The sequence below is a fragment of the Rhizobium binxianense genome, assembly GCF_028994275.1.
GTDB lineage: Bacteria > Pseudomonadota > Alphaproteobacteria > Rhizobiales > Rhizobiaceae > Rhizobium > Rhizobium binxianense.
In genome coordinates this window covers 2,371,548-2,393,964 of record NZ_CP118713.1, presented here as the reverse complement: position 1 = coordinate 2,393,964, position 22,417 = coordinate 2,371,548, and the positions used below count along the sequence as shown (strand labels likewise).

General features: G+C 62.3%; 24 protein-coding genes and 1 pseudogene. 17 read left to right on the top strand and 8 right to left on the bottom strand.

Translation table 11 applies throughout. The annotated features are described in order from the left end of the window. Positions 1-192: 192 nt before the first annotated feature. Positions 193-366 (bottom strand): hypothetical protein, encoded by a 174-nt coding sequence (locus tag PO860_RS11980; protein WP_183606852.1) that lies wholly within the window; start codon positions 364-366, stop codon positions 193-195. Positions 367-522: 156 nt separating this feature from the next. Here PO860_RS11980 and PO860_RS11975 point away from each other — a divergent pair, with 156 nt between their 5' ends. Continuing rightward, a complete protein-coding gene (locus PO860_RS11975; RefSeq protein WP_183606853.1) occupies positions 523-723 on the top strand; it encodes a hypothetical protein in 201 nt (66 codons plus the stop codon). Position 724: 1 nt separating this feature from the next. Then, positions 725-928: a hypothetical protein gene (locus PO860_RS11970; RefSeq protein ID WP_273883932.1), complete on the top strand. Its 204-nt coding sequence runs from the start codon at positions 725-727 to the stop codon at positions 926-928. 104 nt (positions 929-1,032) lie between these two features. Here PO860_RS11970 and PO860_RS11965 read toward each other — a convergent pair whose 3' ends face one another. After that, on the bottom strand, positions 1,033-1,923 hold the full coding sequence (locus PO860_RS11965) for an SDR family oxidoreductase (protein WP_273883930.1): 891 nt from the start codon (positions 1,921-1,923) through the stop codon (positions 1,033-1,035). Positions 1,924-2,014: 91 nt separating this feature from the next. Here PO860_RS11965 and PO860_RS11960 point away from each other — a divergent pair, with 91 nt between their 5' ends. Continuing rightward, the gene (locus PO860_RS11960) at positions 2,015-2,845 is read left to right on the top strand and encodes a helix-turn-helix transcriptional regulator (protein ID WP_273883929.1); all 831 of its coding nucleotides are present in this window, start codon (positions 2,015-2,017) and stop codon (positions 2,843-2,845) included. A 252-nt stretch (positions 2,846-3,097) separates the two neighbouring features. Then, positions 3,098-4,630: a cadherin-like domain-containing protein gene (locus tag PO860_RS11955; protein WP_273883928.1), complete on the top strand. Its 1,533-nt coding sequence runs from the start codon at positions 3,098-3,100 to the stop codon at positions 4,628-4,630. A 108-nt stretch (positions 4,631-4,738) separates the two neighbouring features. Here PO860_RS11955 and ftsZ read toward each other — a convergent pair whose 3' ends face one another. Next, positions 4,739-5,761 (bottom strand): cell division protein FtsZ, encoded by a 1,023-nt coding sequence (gene ftsZ / locus PO860_RS11950; protein ID WP_275037832.1) that lies wholly within the window; start codon positions 5,759-5,761, stop codon positions 4,739-4,741. A 236-nt stretch (positions 5,762-5,997) separates the two neighbouring features. Between ftsZ and PO860_RS11945 the strand changes: the two genes are divergently transcribed. After that, positions 5,998-6,396: a hypothetical protein gene (locus PO860_RS11945; RefSeq protein WP_273883926.1), complete on the top strand. Its 399-nt coding sequence runs from the start codon at positions 5,998-6,000 to the stop codon at positions 6,394-6,396. Positions 6,397-6,768: 372 nt separating this feature from the next. Beyond that, complete coding sequence (locus PO860_RS11940; protein WP_273883940.1) at positions 6,769-8,469, top strand: acetolactate synthase 3 large subunit; 1,701 nt, start codon at positions 6,769-6,771, stop codon at positions 8,467-8,469. Positions 8,470-8,595: 126 nt separating this feature from the next. On the opposite strand, the pseudogene PO860_RS11935 reads toward PO860_RS11940, so the two are convergent. Next, positions 8,596-8,764, bottom strand: a pseudogene (locus PO860_RS11935) (AraC family transcriptional regulator); the annotation flags it as partial. Between the two features lie 205 nt (positions 8,765-8,969). Between PO860_RS11935 and blh the strand changes: the two are divergent. Further along, positions 8,970-10,250, top strand: a complete 1,281-nt coding sequence (blh, locus tag PO860_RS11930) for a bifunctional sulfur transferase/dioxygenase Blh (protein WP_273883925.1) — start codon at positions 8,970-8,972, stop codon at positions 10,248-10,250. A 155-nt stretch (positions 10,251-10,405) separates the two neighbouring features. Further along, positions 10,406-10,975 carry a hypothetical protein gene (locus tag PO860_RS11925; RefSeq protein WP_273883924.1) on the top strand — a complete coding sequence of 190 codons (570 nt, stop codon included), beginning with the start codon at positions 10,406-10,408 and terminating at the stop codon, positions 10,973-10,975. On the opposite strand, the gene PO860_RS11920 is transcribed toward PO860_RS11925, so the two are convergent. Next, complete coding sequence (locus tag PO860_RS11920) at positions 10,966-11,463, bottom strand: HIT family protein (protein ID WP_272782694.1); 498 nt, start codon at positions 11,461-11,463, stop codon at positions 10,966-10,968. The genes PO860_RS11925 and PO860_RS11920 overlap by 10 nt on opposite strands. A gap of 208 nt (positions 11,464-11,671) precedes the next feature. Between PO860_RS11920 and PO860_RS11915 the strand changes: the two genes are divergently transcribed. From PO860_RS11915 to PO860_RS11875, 9 genes are all read left to right on the top strand, one after another. Continuing rightward, entirely contained in the window at positions 11,672-12,595 is a 924-nt protein-coding gene (locus PO860_RS11915; RefSeq protein WP_272782256.1) for an MYG1 family protein, read from the top strand. A 198-nt stretch (positions 12,596-12,793) separates the two neighbouring features. Beyond that, positions 12,794-13,183, top strand: a complete 390-nt coding sequence (locus PO860_RS11910; protein ID WP_183606863.1) for a c-type cytochrome — start codon at positions 12,794-12,796, stop codon at positions 13,181-13,183. Between the two features lie 147 nt (positions 13,184-13,330). Then, positions 13,331-14,149 carry a cytochrome c oxidase subunit II gene (locus tag PO860_RS11905; RefSeq protein ID WP_273883923.1) on the top strand — a complete coding sequence of 273 codons (819 nt, stop codon included), beginning with the start codon at positions 13,331-13,333 and terminating at the stop codon, positions 14,147-14,149. Positions 14,150-14,253: 104 nt separating this feature from the next. Next, positions 14,254-16,023, top strand: coding sequence for a cytochrome c oxidase subunit I (gene ctaD / locus PO860_RS11900; protein ID WP_273883922.1), 1,770 nt, complete (start codon positions 14,254-14,256; stop codon positions 16,021-16,023). Next, the gene (locus PO860_RS11895; protein ID WP_183606866.1) at positions 16,020-16,733 is read left to right on the top strand and encodes a cytochrome c oxidase subunit 3; all 714 of its coding nucleotides are present in this window, start codon (positions 16,020-16,022) and stop codon (positions 16,731-16,733) included. The genes ctaD and PO860_RS11895 overlap by 4 nt, the downstream gene beginning before the upstream one ends. A 9-nt stretch (positions 16,734-16,742) precedes the next feature. Continuing rightward, a complete protein-coding gene (locus tag PO860_RS11890; protein ID WP_273880997.1) occupies positions 16,743-17,462 on the top strand; it encodes a heme-copper oxidase subunit III family protein in 720 nt (239 codons plus the stop codon). 7 nt (positions 17,463-17,469) lie between these two features. Continuing rightward, entirely contained in the window at positions 17,470-17,838 is a 369-nt protein-coding gene (locus tag PO860_RS11885) for a cytochrome C oxidase subunit IV family protein (RefSeq protein WP_273880996.1), read from the top strand. A 27-nt stretch (positions 17,839-17,865) separates the two neighbouring features. Continuing rightward, positions 17,866-18,462 carry a dienelactone hydrolase family protein gene (locus tag PO860_RS11880; RefSeq protein WP_272782260.1) on the top strand — a complete coding sequence of 199 codons (597 nt, stop codon included), beginning with the start codon at positions 17,866-17,868 and terminating at the stop codon, positions 18,460-18,462. Between the two features lie 37 nt (positions 18,463-18,499). Next, complete coding sequence (locus PO860_RS11875; RefSeq protein WP_183606870.1) at positions 18,500-18,703, top strand: Rossmann-fold NAD(P)-binding domain-containing protein; 204 nt, start codon at positions 18,500-18,502, stop codon at positions 18,701-18,703. A 141-nt stretch (positions 18,704-18,844) separates the two neighbouring features. Here PO860_RS11875 and PO860_RS11870 read toward each other — a convergent pair whose 3' ends face one another. The 3 genes from PO860_RS11870 to PO860_RS11860 form a co-directional block, all read right to left on the bottom strand. Then, positions 18,845-20,083: an SfnB family sulfur acquisition oxidoreductase gene (locus PO860_RS11870; protein ID WP_183606871.1), complete on the bottom strand. Its 1,239-nt coding sequence runs from the start codon at positions 20,081-20,083 to the stop codon at positions 18,845-18,847. Positions 20,084-20,120: 37 nt separating this feature from the next. Then, on the bottom strand, positions 20,121-20,900 hold the full coding sequence (locus PO860_RS11865; RefSeq protein ID WP_273883921.1) for an ABC transporter ATP-binding protein: 780 nt from the start codon (positions 20,898-20,900) through the stop codon (positions 20,121-20,123). A gap of 102 nt (positions 20,901-21,002) precedes the next feature. Continuing rightward, positions 21,003-22,346: an ABC transporter substrate-binding protein gene (locus tag PO860_RS11860; RefSeq protein WP_183606873.1), complete on the bottom strand. Its 1,344-nt coding sequence runs from the start codon at positions 22,344-22,346 to the stop codon at positions 21,003-21,005. Positions 22,347-22,417: the final 71 nt, after the last annotated feature.

The window sequence follows — 22,417 nt, the reverse complement described above, 5'->3', positions numbered from 1 at the left end:
TCGACTGCGGCGTCAATGACAGGATCCATCGGCGGCGCGGGCAGGTGTCTTCCGACAGCAGCGAGATTCTGCACTCATTCCCGTGCTCGGGCCTGACGGGGAGGTCCCGGAAGTTTGTGCGCCCAGCGCGCTGGGCGCGAAGGATTCATCGGGTGAGCATCAGGTCACACGCGTTGCGGCAGCCTGCCGACCTCAATTGCTGCCGTCGTTTGGCCGTGCTTTGGCGCTGTCATTGCTGCTGTCCGAGGCGGTTTTCCCGTCCGGCTGTTGGCCGAAATAGGTGCCACCAAGGTGGCCGCCGGCGCTGGTATTTCTGACCTGTCGCTCGGCGCGTTTCTGAAGGTCACGAACGTTGGTCTTGCTCATCTTCGGCTCCATGTTTCAGGTTGCGACCTCACACCAACCGATGGGCGGCGCCACTGTTCCATATTTTCTGTGCCAACTCCCCGCCGTGATCTCGCAAAAGCGTGGAACAGTTCCGGCTCTTTGCGGTTTTCCTTACTCAAACCAAGGAGAACGAAGATGGGAATGACGACACCGAGGGATGGCGCTCCCGGCACCACCGACCAGTCCCCCCGCTGGGAGGGTCCGAAGGGCAATAGGCCGCGCGGCTACATGAAAGCCAAGGATGATCCGGATCGCGATCGCGACGCGAAGGGCGAAAACAACCGCGATCCCGAAACGAAGAATATCAGCGATGGACTGAAGCAGAAGGGCGAATGAGATGGCTGATCCCAAAAAAGACGCAGCCGGCCAGTTCGCCAAATCCCAGGCCGACCGGAAAAGCAGCGGTGTGGCCTCCGCCAAACCGACCGTCATCACCGGGTCGGAAGATGCCACGGTGAAAAAGAACCCGCCCGGCAAGAAGAAACCCGAGAAGGATTGGGATATCAACTACGATCCGGCCGACAGGAACGAGAGCCGTTAGCACTAGCTCCGGCTGTCGCTGCTTCTCCTCACGAGCCACGCCGCGAGGTATTTCCGTTTTCTCCAGTCACGGAAATTGCTCCAATCATATCTAGACACCTGTTCTTATCCCCCGAAATAGGCGGGATGATCGATATCGGCGAGGAGGCCGGGCTGCTTTGGCTGCCAGCTGAGCAGCGCGCGGGTATGCTCGCTCGATGTCGGGACGTCGAAGCCGGCGAACATGCCGAACCAGCCAAAATGCTCGGCCGCTTCTTCTCGTGAGAGCGAGACAGCGGGCACATCGAGACGCCGGCCGATGACCTCGGCAATCTGCCTGAAGGAAACTCCCTCTTCCGCGACTGCCAGGAACGGGCCGCCGACGGCACCGCGCTCCAGCGCCAGGCGATAGACGCGGGCGGCATCGAGCCGGTGTACGGCCGGCCAGCGGTTCTGCCCTTCGCCGATATAGGCCGAGACGCCCTTGCGCCGGGCCAGATCGATCAGGATCGGCACGAAGCCGTGGTCCCCATGGCCATGCACCGAGGGCGGCAGCCGGACGGTGGAGGCGCGCACGCCACGCGCGACAAGCGATACTGCGGTGATTTCGGAGGCGCGAGGGTAGGTCTGCGACGTCGGCATGGGCGGATCCTTCTCGGTGCCAACGCGGCCGGGGGCAAAGCCGAGGCCGGCTGTGACCAGCAGCGGACGATCGGAGCCTTGGAGGGCTTCGCCGAGCGCCTCGATGGCGCGCCGGTCGGCGGCGCAGTTTTCGGCGAATTTCGAGAAATCGTGGTTGAAAGCCGTATGGATCACGGCGTCCGCCCCAGCTGCACCGCTCTTCAGACTGCCCAGGTCGTCGAGCGTGCCGCGATGGACCGCAGCACCGGCTGCCGCCAGTTGATCCGCTCCCTTGTCCGAGCGGGTGAGGCCGAGCACCTGATGGCCGGCGGCGATCAATTCATTGACGACGGCCGAGCCGACCCAGCCGGCGGCTCCAGTGACGAATACGAGCATGTGGTATCTCCAGTTTTTGCCGGAGACACATATCGGCCCTGCCTATATCATGGTAAAGTAGTGACATTATCATGGTATAAAGGCTAACAGGATGGGTGAATTCGTCACCTCGGAGAACCGGCTCGGCGCCTATCTGAAGGATCGCCGCGTCAGGCTCGATCCCGCCGCCCTCGGTTTTGCGGGGGAGCGGCGGCGCACGCCGGGTCTGCGGCGCGAGGAGGTGGCGAGCCGCGCCAATATCAGCCCGACCTGGTACACCTGGCTGGAGCAGGGGCGCGGCGGGGCGCCGTCTGCCGACGTGCTCGACCGGATTTCTCGCGCGCTGATGCTGACTGATGTCGAGCGCGAGCATCTCTTCCTCATCGGTCTCGGCCGGCCGCCCGAGGTGCGCTACCACAGGCAAGAGGGCGTGACGCCGAGGTTGCAGGGCGTGCTCGATGCGCTGGACCCAAGCCCGGCGCTGATCCGCAACGCCATCTGGGACGTGATTGCCTGGAACCGGGCGGCAACCGTGCTTTTGACCGATTACGGCGCGCTGCCGCCGGAAGAGCGCAACGTGCTGCGCTTCATCTTCCTCGATCCCCGCGTGCGCGCTGCCCAGTACGACTGGGAAAGTGTCGCCCGCTTCGTCGTCGCCGCCTTCCGCGTGGATGCGGCCCGCGCGGGCGCCGCGGCCGAGGTCGAGCCCCTCGTCGACGAACTCTGCCGCAAGAGCCCCGAATTCCTGGCGATGTGGCGTGACAACGACGTGCGCACCCACGGCGAGGGTGCCAAGCACATCAAACACCCCATCCTCGGCCCACTCGCTTTCGAATATTCCGCCTTCCAGGTGGATGGCCGGCCGGATCTCAGCATGGTGGTGTATAACCCGGCGACGGCGGAGGATGCGGCGAAGATCAAGGGGTTGCTGGCCGAGAGGTGAGGGCAATCGTCCATCGATGATATAGCGATCATCATCGCCTCTGAGGATGGGCGCGCCCGCCTCAAAGCTGCAGCCTTCGGCTTCAGGATGAGGCTGTCCTGAGCGTGGGCGCAGGCATCCTCCGAGCTCTTTTGCGTGACAAAGCTGTGAAACTCTAAAATACTACTCCTGATAGAAAATCTGTTGACCTGCCCGGTCCTGGCTGCTTTCCTCCCGATAGACAGAGGCGAATGGATCTTGAAGGAGATATCCATGACAGAGCTTGCAAAACCTGTGGCGGTCGATGATGTCGGGAGCGCTTCCGAGAATGATGTGATTTCAGGCAATCTGCTGGATAATGATCTGGCCGGAGGCTCCGGGAACCTGTTTCTCAGCTTCTTCGACGGCGAGCGGGTGCTTGCCAAGAAGGGTGGTGCGATCACTGATATCGAGGGAGAACACGGCACGTTTCACGTCAGGGCTGACGGCTCCTACAGCTATACGCTGAACGAGGCCTCCAAGGCGGGTTTTCTCCAGGGGATGACGCTGACCGAGACGATCGGCTACAAGATTTCCGACGGCGCCGGCAATACCGATGTCGGCCACTTCAAGCTCGACATTCACGGCGTCACGAGCCCGCCGGTCGCGGTCGATGACGGCTTCTCCTTTCACGAGGGAAGCGAGATGGCCCGCAACGTGCTTGCCAATGATCGCGCGGGAGAGGTGGATGCGCTCTTCTTGCGCTCGGTCAACGGCACCAGCATTGCTGCCGGGCAGGGCCAGACGACCGACGTGGCGGGGGAATTCGGCACCTTCCATTTCGCAGGCGATGGAAGCTTTACCTACGATCTCGATCCGGCAGTGAAGGGCGGCCTCGACGACGGCGAGCATGTCACGGAGAAGCTCCAGTACAAGGTCTCCGATGGCGCCGGCCATGCGGATGCCGGCGTGATCACGCTGACCGTCGACGGCGCGACGGACGGGAAGTCGTTGAATACGGATCATGTCGAGGCCCAGGCCGATGTCGTGCGCCCCTTCGATGACCACTACGAAATCCAGGGGGTGGCGATTGATCCGCTGACGGGCAAATTTTACGTCAGCTCCGGCCATGGTTTCCCGGATGATTCCATGGTGAGCATTTACGACAACGCCGCCGCATTCGAGGCCGGCAAGGCCAGCGGCGCCACCTCTCTCGGCGACTATGACAAGGGCGAATATGACATCGGCGGAACCTATTTTTCGGTCCGCGGCGGCGAGATCATCGGCCGAACCAACGAGGCGAGAGGCGAGGAGGACCCTTTCCCCGATCAGACCTATCTCGCAAAGTGGGATGCCGCCGACGGCTCGCTCGATCAGAAGGGTGCTTCGATTCCCGGCCTTATCGGTGAGAATGGGGCGGGTACGTTCGACTGGGGCGGATTCACCGCGGTCAATACGATGCAGGATTCGACCGGCATTTACGTCGTCGGCCGCATCAATGATTCCACCTGGCAGGTCTCCAAAATCGATCCCAATACGCTGAACCCGATCGAATCCAAGACCTTTTCGGCCGGCGGGCTCGGATACGGCTTTGCCGTCAACGGCACGTTCTTCTTCGGCGATTCCTCCGGCAGCGAGCATATCGGCACGGCATTCGACTTTGCGACCGGGGTCAAGACTGCAGTCGATGTCAATATCGCCACATCAGGAGACGACTCCACCACCAATGTAGTCTATGACTCAGCAGCGGATAATCTCTACATCACCAACAGCATGACCGACGAAATCTCCGTGGTGCACAACGTTTCGAACATACTCTTCGCCTGACGGTCTTTACTGGCCCAAGAGTGACGCCGCCCCGCCCGTTTTCCACAGGGTGGGGTGGCGTTTATCCGCTCAGTGTCGTGGTGAACAGACCAATATAACAGTGGCCGCTTACTGCAGCGTACGCGTCTGGACCTGTTCAGCCGGCGCGTGAGAAGCGGATGCGGGCAGGGAGCTGCCTTCCAGGCCGGTCGCAACGACCGAGACGCGGAACTTGCCGTCAAGGCTGCGGTCGAAGATGGCGCCGACGACGATATCGGCGTCATCCTGCACCTCGTCGCGAATGCGGCTTGCCGCTTCGTCCACTTCGAACAGCGTCATATCCGATCCGCCCGATATCGAGATCAGCACGCCTTTGGCGCCTCTCATCGAGATATCGTCGAGAAGCGGGTTGGCGATTGCCGCTTCCGCCGCCTTCATCGCGCGGCTCTCGCCGGAGGCTTCGCCAGTGCCCATCATGGCGCGGCCCATGCCTTGCATGACCGACTTCACGTCGGCAAAATCGAGGTTGATCAGGCCTTCCTTGACGATGAGATCGGTAATGCAGCCGACGCCGGCATAGAGCACGCGGTCGGCCGTCATGAACGCCTCGGCGAAAGTCGTTTTCGCGTCGGCGATGCGGAAAAGGTTCTGATTGGGAATAACGATGACGGTATCGGCTGCCTGACGGAGTGCCTCGATGCCGACTTCGGCGGTCCGCATGCGGCGATTGCCCTCAAAGGTAAAGGGCTTGGTGACGACGCCGACCGTCAGGATGCCGGCGGCACGTGCGGCGCGCGCGATGACAGGTGCAGCACCTGTGCCCGTCCCGCCGCCCATGCCGGCGGTGACGAAGCACATGTGCGATCCTGCCAGGTGATCCATGATTTCATCGATCGACTCCTCGGCCGCCGCATGGCCGATCTCAGGCAGTGACCCGGCGCCGAGACCCTCCGTCACGTTCGCGCCGAGTTGAATGCGCCGCGTCGCCTTGGACGTGGCGAGGACCTGGGCGTCGGTATTTGCGGCGATGAATTCAACGCCTGCCAGCTTCTCCGCGATCATATTGTTGATCGCATTGCCGCCACCGCCGCCGACGCCGATGACTGTAATATGCGGCCGCAGTCCCGAAATGCCGCTCTTGGCGTCCGTCATCGCACTCTCCTTTGATGCTTCGTTCACGCCACGCCCTCGTCGTGGCCAGCGAATCGGCGCTTAGGATAGCCGCCCAACAAGGCAGAGGCGAGGCGAAAGAAGTCTTAGGGGCCGCCGTCGAAAGCCCGCCGCACGAATGAGTTGCGGATTTCGACAAAAGCCCCGACGGGGCGTGAACCAAAGCCGCGCCGGGGTGTTTACCGACATGTCTCATATCTCCCGAAAGGACGGTTCCCATGCAAAGTCTTCTTCTATCGGGCCTTGCCCTTGCGGCGCTAGCCGGCGCTGCCTTCGCGCAAGAGCCGTCCGCCCCGCCATCCGCCGGGACGCCGCCCGCGGCGGCCGAGCCAAGCTCTCCGCCTCCGCCTGCATCCGGCGATGAGGGGGTGATGCGGGGCGGGCCGGATGGGCCGCCGAGAGACCGTCCCGATTACCGATGGCACGGTTCGAGAGGCCACATGGGCTTTCGTGGTTTCCGGGGCCATCACCCGCCACCGCCGCTGTCCAAGGCAGCGCATTTCCGGATCGAGGACGGGAACACCCGGATCGATCTGCAATGCGCCGAGGACGAACCGATGAAGGCTTGCGCCGATCTGCTGCTGCAGGTGATGGATCGTTTGCAGGGCCAGGATTAACCTTGCTCATCCGCGCGTGAAACGGGATGCCGGCGACGATGCGACCAACCGCGTCTCGGGTCTCCCGCTTCCGACCGGCTGTCGGGCTCCTCAAGTACAATTTCTCCGGGAGCATTGACGACGCCCCAATTTGCATTTAGCTATGCTGCCATGAAAATCGCAATGGTTCTGACAGTGGTGATCGGGCGCATGGGCAGGGTGGTGTAACCATCCGGCGAAGGCACCCATGCGCGGTAAGCAGGCTCCTGACGGGGCCTTTTTTTATGCCCTGAATCCGGGCGCGCGCCTCGTCGGACTTTCCACACATCATCACACTGATCAAGGAACGGAACCATGAGATCCCGTCATTCCATCGACATCCCGCGCGCGCAGATGACAGGCGCGGAAATCGTTCTCCAGGCGCTGAGAGACAACGGCGTCCGGCATATTTTCGGCTATCCCGGCGCTGCCGTGCTGCCGATCTACGACGAGCTTTTCCAGCAGGAAGACATCAGGCACATTCTGGTTCGCCATGAGCAGGGCGCCGGCCATGCCGCCGAGGGATATGCCCGCTCGACGGGCAAGGTCGGCGTCATGCTGGTCACGTCGGGTCCCGGCGTCACCAACGCGATCACGCCCCTCCAGGATGCCTTGATGGATTCCGTCCCGCTCGTCTGCCTGTCCGGCCAGGTACCGACGACGCTGATCGGGTCCGATGCGTTCCAGGAATGCGATACCGTCGGCATCACCCGAGCCTGCACGAAACACAATCGGCTGGTCGGCGACGTCAACGACCTTGCGGCGACCATCCACGAGGCCTTTCGCATTGCCCGATCCGGCCGGCCCGGCCCCGTTCTGGTCGACATGCCCAAGGACGTGCTGTTTGCGAGCGGCAGCTACACGCCGCCGGAGGCCGTCGCCCCGAGAGTGAGCTACCAGCCGGACCGTCGCGGCGACATCGGGAAGATCGAGGCTGCCGTCGCTCTGATGGCGACGGCGCGCCGGCCGGTCATCTGCGTGGGCGGCGGCATGATCAATTCCGGCCCTGAAGCGGTAAAGCTGTTGCGGGAGCTCGTCGATCTCTCCGGCTTCCCCGTCACGTCGACGCTGATGGGGCTCGGCGCCTATCCGGCTTCCAGCCCGAACTGGCTGAAGATGGCCGGGCTTCACGGTTCCTATGAGGCCAATATGGCGATGCACGACTGCGACCTCATGCTCTGCATCGGGGCGCGCTTCGACGGTGGGGTCACCTCCAGCATCGATAGCTTCTCGCCGAATTCCCGGAAGATTCATATCGATATCGATGCTTCCTCGCTCAACAAGACTGTGCGCGCCGATATCGGCATCCGGGGCGATGCCGCCCACGTGCTCGCCGACCTCGTTCGTCTGTGGCGGGCGCTGCCGCAGGCGCCGGAGCGGGCGGGACTGACCGAGTGGTGGGGCACGATTGCGGGCTGGCGGGCGCGGCGATCGTTTTCCTACGCGATGCGCGACGACGTCATCATGCCGCAATATGCCATCGAGCGGCTCCATCAGCTGACGAAGGATCGGGATACTTACATCACGACGGAGGTCGGCCAGCATCGGATCTGGGCGGCGCAATATTACGACTTCGAGCGGCCGAACCGCTGGATGACATCAGGCGGCCTGGGGACCATGGGATACGGGCTGCCCGCCGCCCTCGGCGTGCAGATCGCCAATCCCAACAGCCTCGTCATCGACATAGCGGGCGATGCCTGCGTGCAACTGACGATGAAGGAAATGTCGGCCGCCGTGCAGTACGAGGCGCCGATCAAGATCTTCATTCTCAACAATGGCTGTTCGGGAACGGTTCGGCAGCGGCAGCACGGAAACCCGGATTTCGTGAAACTTGCGGAAGCCTATGGCGGACACGGCATTCGTTGCGAGAAACCCGGCGAACTCGACGACGCGATCCTGGAGATGATCGAGGTCGACATGCCTGTTCTGTTTGACTGCCGCGTCGCAGAACTCGCCAATTGCCTGCCGATGATCCGCAGCGGCCGGGCACACAATGACATGCTGCTGCCCGGCGGGCTCGACAATCCGCCATTTGGCGTCGGCAGACCTTGGTAGAAAGGGGCAGCCCTGAAGCGCGCACCGCGACGGCAACATCAAGGCCGTATGCGTCGCATGCGTCGGACGCTGACGCACCCGCCTCGTCCCTCGAGCCCCTCCGGGACACCGCAGGATGAGGCTCTCTTGGGTATGAACGCCGCGGCGGAGCACGGGAATCTCACGCCACGGCTTCTGCGGCAGGTCGCTGGTCGGCAGCACCAGCATGCCGTCTCGTTGAAAGACTGGCCAGCGACGGCGCGGCATCGGTCCAATCGCCGGTCGGCATTAAGCAGAATTGCAGCGATCCCGAAAGACTGGCTGCGACGCTGTCGTTTTGACCGGGGAGCCGGGGCCGGGCGGGAGTTTGGGAAAAGCCTCTCGCCGGTATCGTCGGGCTTTCCGGCTGGGCTGCAAGCGCAGGGAGTGCCAAGCGTCTATTCTTGCGCTCGGCAATATACTTGTGAGATTGTATCGATATACATGCGATAATGCCTGATCAGGGCAGCGCGGGGGCTTCGATGACATCCGTGAGGGTCAATGAGCTGATATCGGTGGCGGGACAGCCCGATGCCGCGGGCTTTGCCGCTTTTGCGGCAGACGGCTTTGCCGGCGTCATCAATGCCCGGCCGGATGGCGAGGAGCCGGGGCAGCCCGGCAATGCGGCGGAAAGGGCTTCCGCCGCCGCTGCCGGGCTTTCCTACAGCTTCATACCGGTGAAGGGGCAGGAGATTACCGAGGCCGACATCCGCGCCTTCCAGACAGCGATGGCCGAGGCCAGGGGGCCGGTTGTCGCCCATTGCAAGAGCGGCATGCGGGCGCTGACGCTCTATGCGCTGGGCGAGGTGCTCGACGGGCGGATGAAACCCGGGGATGTCGAGACTTTCGGTCAAAACCTCGGCTTCGATCTTGCCAGCGCGCGCCGCTGGCTGGAGAAGCGGACAGGGCAGGCGGCTGATGTGAAGGCCTTCTTCGAACCCCGCACCTGCAGCGTGCAATATGTCGTTGCCGACCCGGTGACGAAGCGCTGCGCCATCATCGACCCCGTGCTCGATTTCGATGAGATGTCCGGGGCGACGGGCACGGTCAATGCCGACGCCATCCTCGCCCATATCGAGAGCGAAGGGCTGACCGTCGAGTGGATCCTCGACACGCATCCGCATGCCGATCATTTCTCCGCCGCACATTACCTCCAAGGAAAGACCGGTGCGGCGACGGCAATCGGCGCCCATGTCACCGATGTGCAGGCGCTCTGGAAGGAGATCTACAACTGGCCGGCACTCGCAACCGACGGCTCGCAATGGGACCGGCTGTTTGCCGAAGGCGACACCTTCGAGATCGGTGCGCTTGGAGCCCGCGTGATGTTCTCACCTGGCCATACGCTTGCCTCGATCACCTATGTCATCGGCGACGCCGCCTTCGTGCACGATACGGTGTTCACGCCGGATTCCGGCACCGCGCGCACGGATTTCCCGGGCGGCAGTGCTGCCGCCCTCTGGCACTCGATCCAGGCAATCCTGTCGCTGCCTGAGGAGACACGGCTCTTTTCCGGTCACGACTATCAGCCTGGCGGCCGCCACCCGCGCTGGGAAAGCACGGTTGCCGCCCAGAAACGCACCAATCCGCATATATCGGGCATCGACGAGGCCGGCTTCGTGGCGCTGCGCCAGGCGCGCGACCGCACGCTGCCGAAGCCGAAGCTGATGCTGCACGCGCTGCAGGTCAATATCCGCGGCGGGAGGCTGCCCGAGCCGGAGGAGAACGGCCGGCGATATCTGAAGATTCCGCTGGATGCGTTGTAGGGGCGGCTGGTGCTGGCAACAGCCGAATCGTTCAAGGCGCATTTTCTGCCGGGAATTCGACCTTAAGGCGGCGGCGCGACCTCACTGGCCTTTTTCCTGGACTGGCGTATGATTTCTGAGCGCCGCCCGCGCGCCCGGTCGAACGGAGTTTCGAGATGCTCGAACGAAATCAGTTTCCCCTGCGCCCCGTCGTCCCCGGCTTTGCTGTCGCCTGGGTCGTCGTCATTTCAGGTGCGAGCGTCGCCCTCAGCCTGCTTTTTGCCTGCGTCACGCCCTTCGTGGCCCTGGCGGCGGTATCGGCGGTCATTCTTCCCCGGCGGATGGCGGTAACGGCGGCCCCGCTGGCCTGGCTCGCCAACCAGATGGTCGGATATCTCGTGCTCGGCTATCCCCAGACCTGGGACAGCTGTGCCTGGGGTCTGGCGATCGGTGTTGCGGCATTTGCAGCGCTCGCCGCAGCGCTTGGGGTGCTGCGTCTCGCGGCCGACCTTGCCGTCACCATGGCCGGCGCTTTCCTGGCCGGCTTCATAACCTATGAAGGTGTGCTCTTTGCCGCCACGGCGGTGCTTCCGTCAGGCGAGGGCGCGTTTTCGGCATCCGTCGTGGCCGATGTCCTGCTGATCAATTCCCTGGCCGCGATCGGGCTGATCTGCCTGCATGCCGGCGCGGCAGTCGGCCGTGCGTTCGTCGTACGCCAGCCGGGACCGGCGCTGTCTCAAGCTTGAGGCGGCTGAAACCACATTGCTTCCCGCAACAACTGGATGACCTCTGAGACCGATGGCCCTTTAACCGGCGGCGGCTCTGCACGTTCGCAGAACTCGCGCCAGACAAACAGCGTCAGTTCCGCGCCATCCGTTGCGGTTTCCCCCGGTCCCTCCGCAAAATTCCGGAGCAGGCGATAGCGAGCATCCTTCCAGAATAACTCTTCCACCCAGTCATATATCGGGATCACATGGAAATGGATCGGATAACCGGGCGTGTGCCCATATCGGCCGATATAGACGCGCTGCGCATTCAGTTCCCGTTTCAGAGCGCTCTGAGCCCTTGCGAGCAACGGGCCGAATTCGGCCAAGGCGTCTACGGACAAATTCCACAGATCGTTGGTGTTGGTCTTGGAGCTGATCATGAGATAGCCGGGAAGGGCGGAGTCCATCCGGTGGTTCACCAGCCAGCCGGACGTTTCGGCAACATGAAAGTGCGGAGGAATCTCCAAGCTCTGCCTCTTTTCGTTTTCGCAAATGTCGCCGTTCACTTCTGATGGCCGCAGAATAGGCAGTTTTGCGAGGGCTGCAAATGGCGCATCCGAGACACAACCAAGGCCGAAGTCCAAGAGCCTCATCCTAGAGAGACTTGTCGTCATATCCGCCAACCGCTATCTGGTGCTGACCCAGGCGAACCCGCCGAAAACGATAAGGCCTTTCATGATCCCCGATTTCCTCGTCACCCATTCCGGTGGCTTTCATGCCGACGAATTGCTGTCGAGCGTCGTCCTGAGCCGGCTTTTCCCGCAGGCGCGTATCGTCCGCAGCCGCGCGCCGGAATGGATCACGCCGGGCGAAGACCGCATCATCTACGATGTCGGCGGAACCTATGACCCTGCTGCCGGGATATTCGATCACCATCAGCGCGGCGCGCCGCTGCGCGAAGATGGCCAGCCCTACAGCTCGTTCGGCCTGATCTGGAAGCACTACGGCCGTGATTATCTTGCAGCCACCGGTCTTCCAGAGGCACATGTCGAGGCGATGCATGGCTCTTTCGACGCCAGCTTCGTGCTGCCGATCGATCTGACCGACAATGGCGCGCTCAGCCCCTCAGGGCCTTTGGCCGGCTTGACGCTGCCGGTGCTGCTGGAAACCCTGAAACCGGTTTTCGATGAAGCGGAGCCGGAGGCCGACGATCGCGCCTTCCACGCTGCCTTGGCCATCGCCCGCAGTTTCGTCGAGGCCAGGATCGCTCAAAGTGCCGCAAAATTGCGGGCCGAGGCGATCGTGCACCGGGCAATCGAGGCTACGGGGCAGGGGCGTGTGCTGGAGTTGCCGAGGGGAATGCCCTTTCGTCCAGCCATCGTCAAGGCGGGCGCCGATCATCTGCTGTTCGTCGTCCACCCGCGCGAAAAGGATTGGTGTGTGACCGGCATCCGCCGCGCCGAGGAGGGCTTCGAGCTCAGGGCCGATCTGCCGGCGGCTTGGGCCGGCCTGACCAATGGCGCGCTGGAGGCGGCGTGCGGCATAGAGGGCGCGAGCTTCTGCCACAACGGCCGCTTCATCGCCGCTGCCAGGACCCGCGAGGCGGCGATTGCCATGGCCGAGTTGGCGGTAGATGAGGCGCTCTCGATCGGGATGTAGGTCGAATGGCGGAAGCTCAGGCAGGTCATCCACGCCGGATCCACCGAAGATCAGATCGCGTTCAGGTAGCCCCAATTGTGGAACGGATTGACTTGCGGCCGCGAAGGACTAAGCTTTAGCAATAACAACCACTACCCATACGCGAGAGATCGCAGAGGGTGCGAGTGGCTGGCGACCTTGAGGAGGATGAGGTTTGCCGTGGATTACCGTATTGTTCTGCTGATCGCCACATCCGTCATTGCCCTTTTCCCTGGTAGCGCCGGGGCGCAGGAGGGTGATGCGACGGCCGGTGCCGTCGTTTTCAAGAAATGCGCGACCTGTCATGTCGCCGATTCCGATACGAACAAGGTCGGTCCGTCGCTGAACAAGCTGTTCGGCAGGAAGGCCGGGACGCATCCTAATTTCGCCTATTCGGCCGGAATGAAGGCTGCCGGCGAAGGCGGTCTCGTCTGGGACGAGACAGTATTGCGCGACTATCTGCACAATCCGAAAGCAAAGGTGAAGGGCACGAAGATGGCCTTTGTCGGCGTGAAGGACGATCAGGAGATCACCGATCTCATCGCCTACCTCAAACAATATTCTCAGTGATGGGCAATACTCCAAACGACGGGCCTTTGATCGGCGTCGCATGCCTAAATCGCCGTAATTGCCGATATTTTCTATCTGTGCGATAATAAAGACGAACTTTTTGCGGAATGTGGTTTCACGGGTCAACCTGCTCGAGGAGGAGCGGACATGGCTGTCGTGCTGATCCTCGTCCTGATTGTCGTCGGCTCCGTGCTGTTCCATGTGCTGAGCCCGTGGTGGTGGACGCCGATCGCGTCCAACTGGACTTATATCGACAGCACTCTCGTCATTACCTTCTGGATCACCGGCATCGTCTTCGTGGCGGTGGTCTTGTTCATGGCCTATTGCGTCTACCGTTTTCGTCACAAGCCGGGCAACCGGGCGCATTACGAACCTGAGAACCGCAGGCTGGAGGTGATACTCGCCTCGGGAACGGCGGTCGGCGTCGCCGCCATGCTGGCGCCCGGCCTCATTGTCTGGAACCAGTTCATCACGGTGCCCGCCGATGCCGCTTCGGTGGAGGTCGTCAGCCAGCAATGGCTGTGGAGCTTCCGCCTGCCGGGGGCGGACGGGAAGCTCGGCCGCGCCGAGACACGCGACGTCACGCCCGAAAACCCGCTCGGCCTCGACAAGAACGACGCGAGCGGTCTGGACGATGTGATCGTCGAGGGCGGCGAGTTGCATCTGCCGATCGGCAAACCGGTGCACATTTTGCTACGCTCGATCGATGTGCTCCACGATTTCTACGTGCCCGAGTTTCGCGCCAAGATGGACATGATCCCCGGTATGGTCACCTATTTCTGGCTGACGCCGACGCGCACGGGGACCTTCGAGATCCTCTGCGCCGAACTCTGCGGCGTCGGCCATCCGCAGATGCGCGGCACGGTTGTCGTCGATAACGAGGCGGACTACCAGACCTGGCTCGGGCAGCAGCAGACATTCACCCAGTTGACGGCGTCTTCGGGAGAGCCGCCGCCGGTCAACTGACGTGGCGCTGCGGCCTGGAGGCCGCGTGCCGGTTCAACGAACCGGAGAAGCAGTCGCAGACGGCAGCCGGTTCAAGGAACCGGCGGGGAAAGGGAAGAGAGATCATGGTCGAGATTCCATCCGGCAGCATCCCCTCCGCCGAAGTCGAGGATGTCGAGCTTTATCACCCGCACAGCTGGTGGACGAAATATGTGTTCAGCCAGGATGCCAAGATCATCGCCGTGCAATATTCGATCACCGCCATTGCGATCGGCCTGGTGGCGCTGGTGCTCTCCTGGCTGATGCGGATTCAACTCGCCTTTCCCGGCACTTTCGCCTTTATCGATGCCGATCACTATTACCAGTTCATCACCATGCACGGCATGATCATGGTGATCTATCTGCTGACCGCGCTCTTCCTCGGCGGCTTCGGCAACTACCTCATTCCGCTGATGGTCGGCGCCCGCGACATGGTGTTTCCTTATGCCAACATGCTGAGCTACTGGATCTATCTGCTTGCGGTGCTGATCCTCGCCGCCGGCTTTTTCGCTCCCGGCGGCCCGACGGGGGCCGGCTGGACACTTTATCCGCCGCAATCAGTTCTGTCAGGCACACCGGGCGGCAAGGACTGGGGCATCCTGCTGATGCTCACCTCGCTGATCGTCTTCATCATCGGCTTCACCATGGGCGGGCTGAATTATGTGGTAACGGTGCTGCAGGGGCGGGCGCGGGGCATGACGCTGATGCGGATGCCGCTCACCGTCTGGGGCATCTTCACCGCGACTGTGATGGCGCTGCTCGCCTTTCCCGCCCTCTTCGTCGCCTGCGTCATGATGCTGTTCGACCGCGTGCTCGGCACCAGCTTCTTCATGCCCGCCATCGTCGAGATGGGCACGCAGCTGCAGCACAGCGGCGGAAGCCCGATCCTCTTCCAACACCTCTTCTGGTTCTTCGGCCATCCCGAGGTCTATATCGTGGCGCTGCCGGCCTTCGGCATCGTTTCAGACCTGATCAGCACGCATGCGCGCAAGAACATCTTCGGTTACCGGATGATGGTCTGGGCGATCGTCGTCATCGGGGCGCTGAGTTTCGTCGTCTGGGCGCACCACATGTATGTCAGCGGCATGCACCCGGCCTTCGGCTTCTTTTTCGCCACCACGACGCTGATCATCGCCATCCCGACGGCGATCAAGGTCTACAACTGGGTGCTGACGCTCTGGCGCGGCGATATCCACCTGACGCTGCCGATGCTCTTTGCGCTCGCCTTCATCGTCACCTTCGTCAATGGCGGGTTGACCGGCCTCTTCCTCGGCAATGTCGTTGTCGACGTGCCACTGTCGGATACGATGTTCGTCGTGGCCCACTTCCACATGGTCATGGGGGTTGCGCCGATCCTCGTCATCTTCGGGGCGATCTATCACTGGTATCCGAAGGTGACGGGACGCATGCTGGACGAGGTGCTCGGCCAGATCCACTTCTGGATCACCTTCCTCGGCACCTATGCGATCTTCTTTCCGATGCATTATCTCGGCCTGCTCGGCGTGCCGCGCCGCTATTTCGAGATGGGAGAGACGGCCTTCGTTCCGCCTTCGGCCCATACGCTGAATATCTTCATAACAGTCATGGCCCTCGTCGTCGGCGCCGGGCAGATGGTCTTCCTGTTCAATCTGGTCTGGAGCCTTTTCCGGGGCAGGGAGGCCGGCGGCAATCCATGGCGGGCAACGACGCTGGAATGGCAGACGCCGCAGACGCCACCGGCGCACGGCAACTGGGGCAGGGACCTGCCCGTCGTTTATCGCTGGGCCTATGATTACAGCGTGCCAGGGGCCGCCGAAGATTTCATCCCGCAGAATGTGCCGTCAAGCGATGGCGTCACCCGCGAGGCCCCGGCATGAGCGTCGTATTGATCTTTCTGGCCGCCATCGCCGCCATCATGATCTGGTGGCTCTCCGGGCAGCGGCTGACTTCGAAGCCCTGGCTGGAGACCGGCTCGGTGCAGATGCCGGTTCATGACGGCACTGAGCGGCCGCCGGTGCCGGCGGTGAAGATCGGCCTCTTCGTGTTTCTCGGCGTCGTCGGCGCCGTCTTCAGCCTTGCCGTCAGCGCCTATTTCATGCGTGCGGCGTCGGCCGACTGGTGGGCCACACCGGTTCCGCGGTTGCTCTGGGTGAATACTGCGGCACTGGCCTTGAGCAGTGCGGCGCTGCAATGGGCGAAACGAGAAGCGGGGCAGGGCCGCATGGAAAGCCTGCGGCCGGCGCTCGTTACGGCACTTGCGCTTGCCGTCTTCTTTCTCGCCGGGCAGATCCAGGCATGGCGGGAGCTGACGGCGGCCGGCTATGTGCTTGCCGACAACCCTTCCAACAGTTTCTTCTACATGCTGACCGGCCTGCACGGGTTGCATATCCTCGGCGGGCTTGCCGTGCTCGCGCACACGACGGTCAGGGCATTTTCAGCCGACGTCGCGCCGGAGAGGCTGCGCCTCAGCGTCGATCTTTCCGCCATCTATTCGCATTTCATGCTCGCCGTCTGGCTGCTGCTCTTCGCGCTCTTTGCCGGCTGGGCCAATGACTTCGTCGATCTCTGCCGCACGTTGATTAGCTAGGGGGTGCAGATGGCACAGACTATCGAGACACACAGCGGGGCGGACCTCAGGCCGGCGGGCCTTCGCGGTGTCGCCGCCGATTTCAGCTCGGATCAGCGCGCCTTCAAGACCGCCTCCTGGGGCAAGGCGATGATGTGGATCTTTCTGCTCAGTGACACCTTCGTGTTCGGCTGTTTCCTGATCGCCTATATGACCGCCCGCATGTCGACGCCAGTCCCATGGCCCAATCCGAGCGAGGTCTTCGCGCTGCATATCGGCGGGCAGGACGTGCCGCTGATCCTGATTGCGATCATGACTTTCGTGCTGATCTCGAGCAGCGGCACCATGGCGATGGCGGTCAATTTCGGCTATCGCCGCGACCGCCGCACGACCGCGATCCTGATGCTGCTGACGGCTCTTCTCGGCGCAACCTTCGTCAGCATGCAGGCCTTCGAATGGACGAAGCTGATCACCGAAGGCGTGCGCCCCTGGGAAAACCCGTGGGGGGCGGCACAGTTCGGATCGACCTTCTTCATGATCACCGGCTTTCACGGCACCCATGTCACGATCGGCGTCATCTTCCTCCTCATCGTCGCCCGCAAGGTGTGGCGCGGCGATTTCGACGTGGAACGGCGCGGCTTCTTCACCAGCCGGAAAGGCCGCTACGAGGCCGTCGAGATCATGGGCCTCTACTGGCACTTCGTCGACCTGGTCTGGGTCTTCATCTTCGCATTTTTCTATCTGTGGTGAGGTCGTCATGAGCGAGACAACGGCGCATGCACAAGTCCAAACGGCGCATGCTGAGGCACCACATACCGGGCAGCAGCACCCGATCGGGCTCTATTTCTTCGTCTGGGGCCTGCTCTTCGTGCTCAGTGCGGCGTCCTACATGGTCGATTATCTCGGCGTCCAAGGCTATCTGAGATGGACGCTGATCCTGCTGTTCATGATGCTGAAGGCCGGGCTGATCGTCGCCGTCTTCATGCACATGGCCTGGGAAAGGCTGGCGCTCGTCTACGCCATCCTGCTGCCGCCGGTGCTGGTGCTGGTTTTCGTGGCGCTGATGGTCTCGGAAGCGGATTATACGATCTTCACCCGGCTCGCCTTCTTTGGTACGACACCGTAGATAGCGATCATCGGTGGAAGGCTCGGTATGGCTGAGGTCTTGTTGTTTCACCACGCACAGGGGCTGACCCCAGGTGTGCGTACGTTCGCCGACGCTTTACGGGCAGCCGGCCACATCGTGCACATGCCTGATCTGTTCGACGGGCGCACATTCCCAAGCATCGAAGAAGGGCTCGCCTATATCGGTGAGATCGGGTTCGACGCCATCAGGGAGCGTGGCGTCCGCGTCGCCGACGAACTGCCAGCCGAGCTCGTCTATGCCGGGTTTTCGTTCGGTGTGCTGCCGGCGCAGAAGCTGGCGCAGACGCGGTCTGGCGCCCGCGGGGCTCTGCTCTTCTATTCCTGTCTGCCGATCCGTGGCGAGTGGGCCTTCGGACCCTGGCCGGATGGAGTGCCGGTCCAGATCCACGGTATGGACAACGATCCGATTTTCGTTGGCGAGGGCGACATCGATGCCGCCCGCGAGATCGTCGAGACGGTCGAGAATGCCGAGCTTTTCCTCTACCCCGGCGATCAGCATTATTTCGCCGACAGCTCGCTCCCGTCCTATGACGCGGATGCGACCGCGCTCCTCACCAGCCGAGTGCTCGCGTTCCTGGACGCCTTGGAGGACACGTCTGGCTGAGGCCGTAGGGCAAAGCGACGGGGTGAGGGTGGTCGAGATGGCTCCGCCGATGGTCGACACCAACCTCGGCGGCGGCGTGCGTGCCGGGGGTGCGAAGCGGCAATACATGATGTCGCCGGAGGAATTCGCCATGGAGGCGCTTGCCCAGCTGGAGAATGACCAGGACGAGCTGCTGGTCGGCACGTCGGTCCACGCGCGAAAGCACCGTGAGGGAATGTTCGAGCGGTTGAACGGCGGCTGACCTCAAACCGCTGACATTCCAGGGAGCAGATCATTTCGAAACGTCGAGCTCCCTGAACGATCTCGGTATATATACAGTGGCGATGAGGTTCCTCTCGCCACTGCAATATTCTGATTTTCGAAGCGCGAATGACAGCCTGGTTTAACTCCAGGCGTGCAGCGGCGGCTTCTCTCCATTGAGGAAGTATTTGCCGAGGATCGAGTATTTCCACCGCACCGGATCGTGCAGCGTATGCGTCCGGGCATTGCGCCAGTGGCGGTCGAGATTGTGTTCGGCAAGCGTCGAGCGCGTGCCCGCCAGCTCGAACAGCTTGTTGGTCGCCTCGATAGCGATCTCGGTCGAGAGGATCTTGGCCTCGGCCGTGAAGACCTGGGCTTCCGCCACGGTATCGGCAGTGGGATCGGCAACCGCCCGGTCGATCGCATGTCCGGCTTTGTCGAGCAGCGCCTGCGCCGCATGCAGGCGGAGTTGGAGGGCGCCGACTGCCTGGATCGTGTAGGGATCGTCCCAGGCGTGGTCGAGACCACTGTCCACCCAGGCGCGGGACTTGGTCCGAACGAAGTCGATCGTCTCCTTGATCGCTGCCGATGCGATGCCGGTATCGACGGCAACCTGGATGATCTGGAAGATGGCGCCGTCCGCCGTCGGCTTGTCGTACCCCTTGTATCCCGGCACCAGCCAGGTCTTGTCGACTTTGACATTGTCGAGGATGACGGTGCCCGAGAGCGTGGTTCGCTGGCCGAAGCTCGACCAGTCGTCGATGACGGTCAGACCCGGCGCATCGCGATCGGCGATCGCGTACCAGGCGCGGCCCTCGTCATCGAGCGCGACGATCGGCACCTTATGGGCAAGCAAGGCGCCGGACGAATAGAATTTCCGACCGGTCACCACCACGTGGTCGCCATGGTCGACAAACTTGGTTTCGAAATCGACCGCGCGCTTGGAGCCGAATTCCGAAAAGGCATTGCCGAAGCGGGTGCCCTTGAGGATTTCGCCGAACAGCAATTCCTGCTGCGCTTTGTCCGAAGCCGTACGGATTGCCGCTACGACGCCGAGATGGTTCTGCGAGATCTGGCCGATCGACGAATCCGCCTCGGAGATGATCTCGACCACCTTTGCAAGCGTGACGTAGGAGACCTCCGGTCCACCGAACGCCTTGGGCACATTGATCGACCAGAGCCCGCTCTGCGAGAAGGCATCCAACTCTTCCGCCGGCCAAATCCGCTCGCGGTCACGCTCTGCTGAGCCCTTGACGAACTCCGCGGCGAGCCGGTGGGCGACCGCGATCGCTTCTGCGTCGTCCTTGATGATATGCGCAGGTTTTTCCGGGCGTTTGACACCGGGTACGGCAACCCTGTCTGTTTTAGCGATGACGTTCATTTCGGTCTCCCTTCTGAATGATGGATATGAGGGTGGATCAGGCCGCCGGCCTGTCATGGGCGAAGGCCGCGCCTTCGCCGAGATAAAAAGCCTTGATGTCGTCACGGCTGCGCAATTCGGCCGCGGAACCCGACAGCACGGCGACGCCGTTTTCGATGACGGTGGCATGGTCGGCGTATTGAAGCGCCACCGTCGAATTCTGTTCGGCAACTAGGATGGAAAGCCCGTCCTCCCGGTTGAGCGCCTTGAGCGAACGGAAGATATCCTTGATCACCAGCGGTGCCAGACCCATCGAGGGCTCGTCGAGAACAAGCAGCCGCGGTCGCGACATCAGCGCGCGGCCGATCGCCGTCATCTGCTGCTCGCCGCCTGAAGTAAGCCCTGACGCCGCACGGCGCTTCTCCTTGAGCCGGGGGAAAACGGCATAGATGCGCTCGAGGTCGGCAGCGATCTCGCGCCTGGATGACGAGCGCCCGAGACCGCCGGAGATGAGATTTTCCTCGACCGACAGGCTTTTGAAGCAATGCCGCCCTTCGAGCACCTGTACCAGGCCCGATCGCACCAGATTGGCGGGCTTCTCGCTCAGCACATCGCGGCCTTCGAAACGGATCGTGCCCGATGTCACCTGGCCTCGTTCGGCCGGCAACAGGTTCGAGATAGCCTTCAGCGCCGTCGTCTTACCCGCACCATTCGATCCGAGCAGGGCGAGGATTTCTCCGCGCCGCAACTGAAAGCTCACGCCGTTCAGGGCCTTGATCGTCTTGTTGTAGACGGCATGCACGGACTTGATATCAAGAAGGATCGTTTCGTCGGACATGTCGCTCGTTCCAAAATCAATCGGCAAGAGAGGCGCGGCGTAGCAACCGGATCCGCCGCACCATGGGATGAGGGATGGCGGCTTGCGCCATCCCTTGACTCGTCAGTTCGTGGTCGCGATGCCTTCGGCATCGGCCGCCGTGCGCAGCTTGATGCCCTTTTCCTTGGCGTAGGCCTCCGAGGACTTTTCGATGATCGGACGCAGCAGCTTCCAGTCCGGCGCGATCCAGTCGGAGACGACGTTCCACTTCTTGCCGTCCCATTGCTGGAAGGTCACATAGCCATCGCCTTCATGGTTATCCCAGGAGACGTTGATGGAGTGGAACAGGTCCTTGGCGCCCAGTGCTGCGACCTTGGCCTCATCGAGCTTCAGGTGCTCGAAGCCCCAGCGCACTTCGTCGCCGGTCAGCGTACGCTTGCCGAATTTTTCCTGTGCGGTGCGGATCGCCTCGACGTTCAGGATGCCATTGACGATGCCGAGGTTGTGGTAGACCGAGCCGATGCGCTTCTTGTCTTCGAGATTACCCTTGCCTTGATCGTAGAGCGTCTTCACGATCTCCTGCAGGACTGGATACTGCTGACCCGAAGCCTGGGTGGTGATCGCGGTATAGCCGACCGCCGCCTCGCCGGCGGGGATCACGTCTTCTTCCGAATTCGACCAGACATTGCCGACGATCTTGGAGGCGGGGAAGCCGACCTTGGCCGCCGTCTTCAGCGCCACCGGGTTCATCACGCCCCAGCCGCGCAGAACGACGTAGTCCGGCTTGGCGCGACGGATCGTCAGCCACTGCGACTGCTGCTCGTTGCCGGGATGCGGCACTTCGATCTGCTGAACCGTGAAGCCATACTTCTCGGCCAGCAAGTCATAGATCGGAATGGTTTCCTTGCCATAGGGCGAGCCGTGATAGAGCACGACGATTTTCTTGCCCTTGAGCTTTTCGAGACCACCTTCCCTAGAGGCAAGGTAGTTCACGATACCGGACGTTTCCGAATAGGGGTTGAGCAACAGCGGGAAGACGTAGGGGAAGACGCGTCCGTCGGTAGAGTCGGTACGGCCATGGTTCACCGTGATCAGCGGCACCTTGTCGCCGGTGATGCGGTCGATCATGGCATAGGCGATGCCGACCGAAAGCGGGTTCCAGGCCGCCGCGTTCGGGTGGCTCTTCTGGCGCTCGTAGCATTCGACGCCGCGCTCGACCTCGTACTGGGTTTCGCATTCGTCCCAGGTGAGCTTGACGCCGTTCACGCCGCCATCGCGGGTGTTGATCAGGTTCAGGTAGTCGATGAAGCCACCGAAGAATCCGGTGCCGCCGGCGGCATAAGGTCCGACGCGATAGCTCTGCAGCGGGAAATATTGCTCATCGGCATGGGCAGGCGCCAGACCGACCCCGCCGATGATGGCAAGCGCTGCGACCGCCGCCTTGACTGTGGTTTTCAGACTTTTCATTGGACAAACTCCCTCTGTTGACCGGCGCCGCCGGCGTTCCAATGCGTTAAAAGATGATGATGATGTGGCAG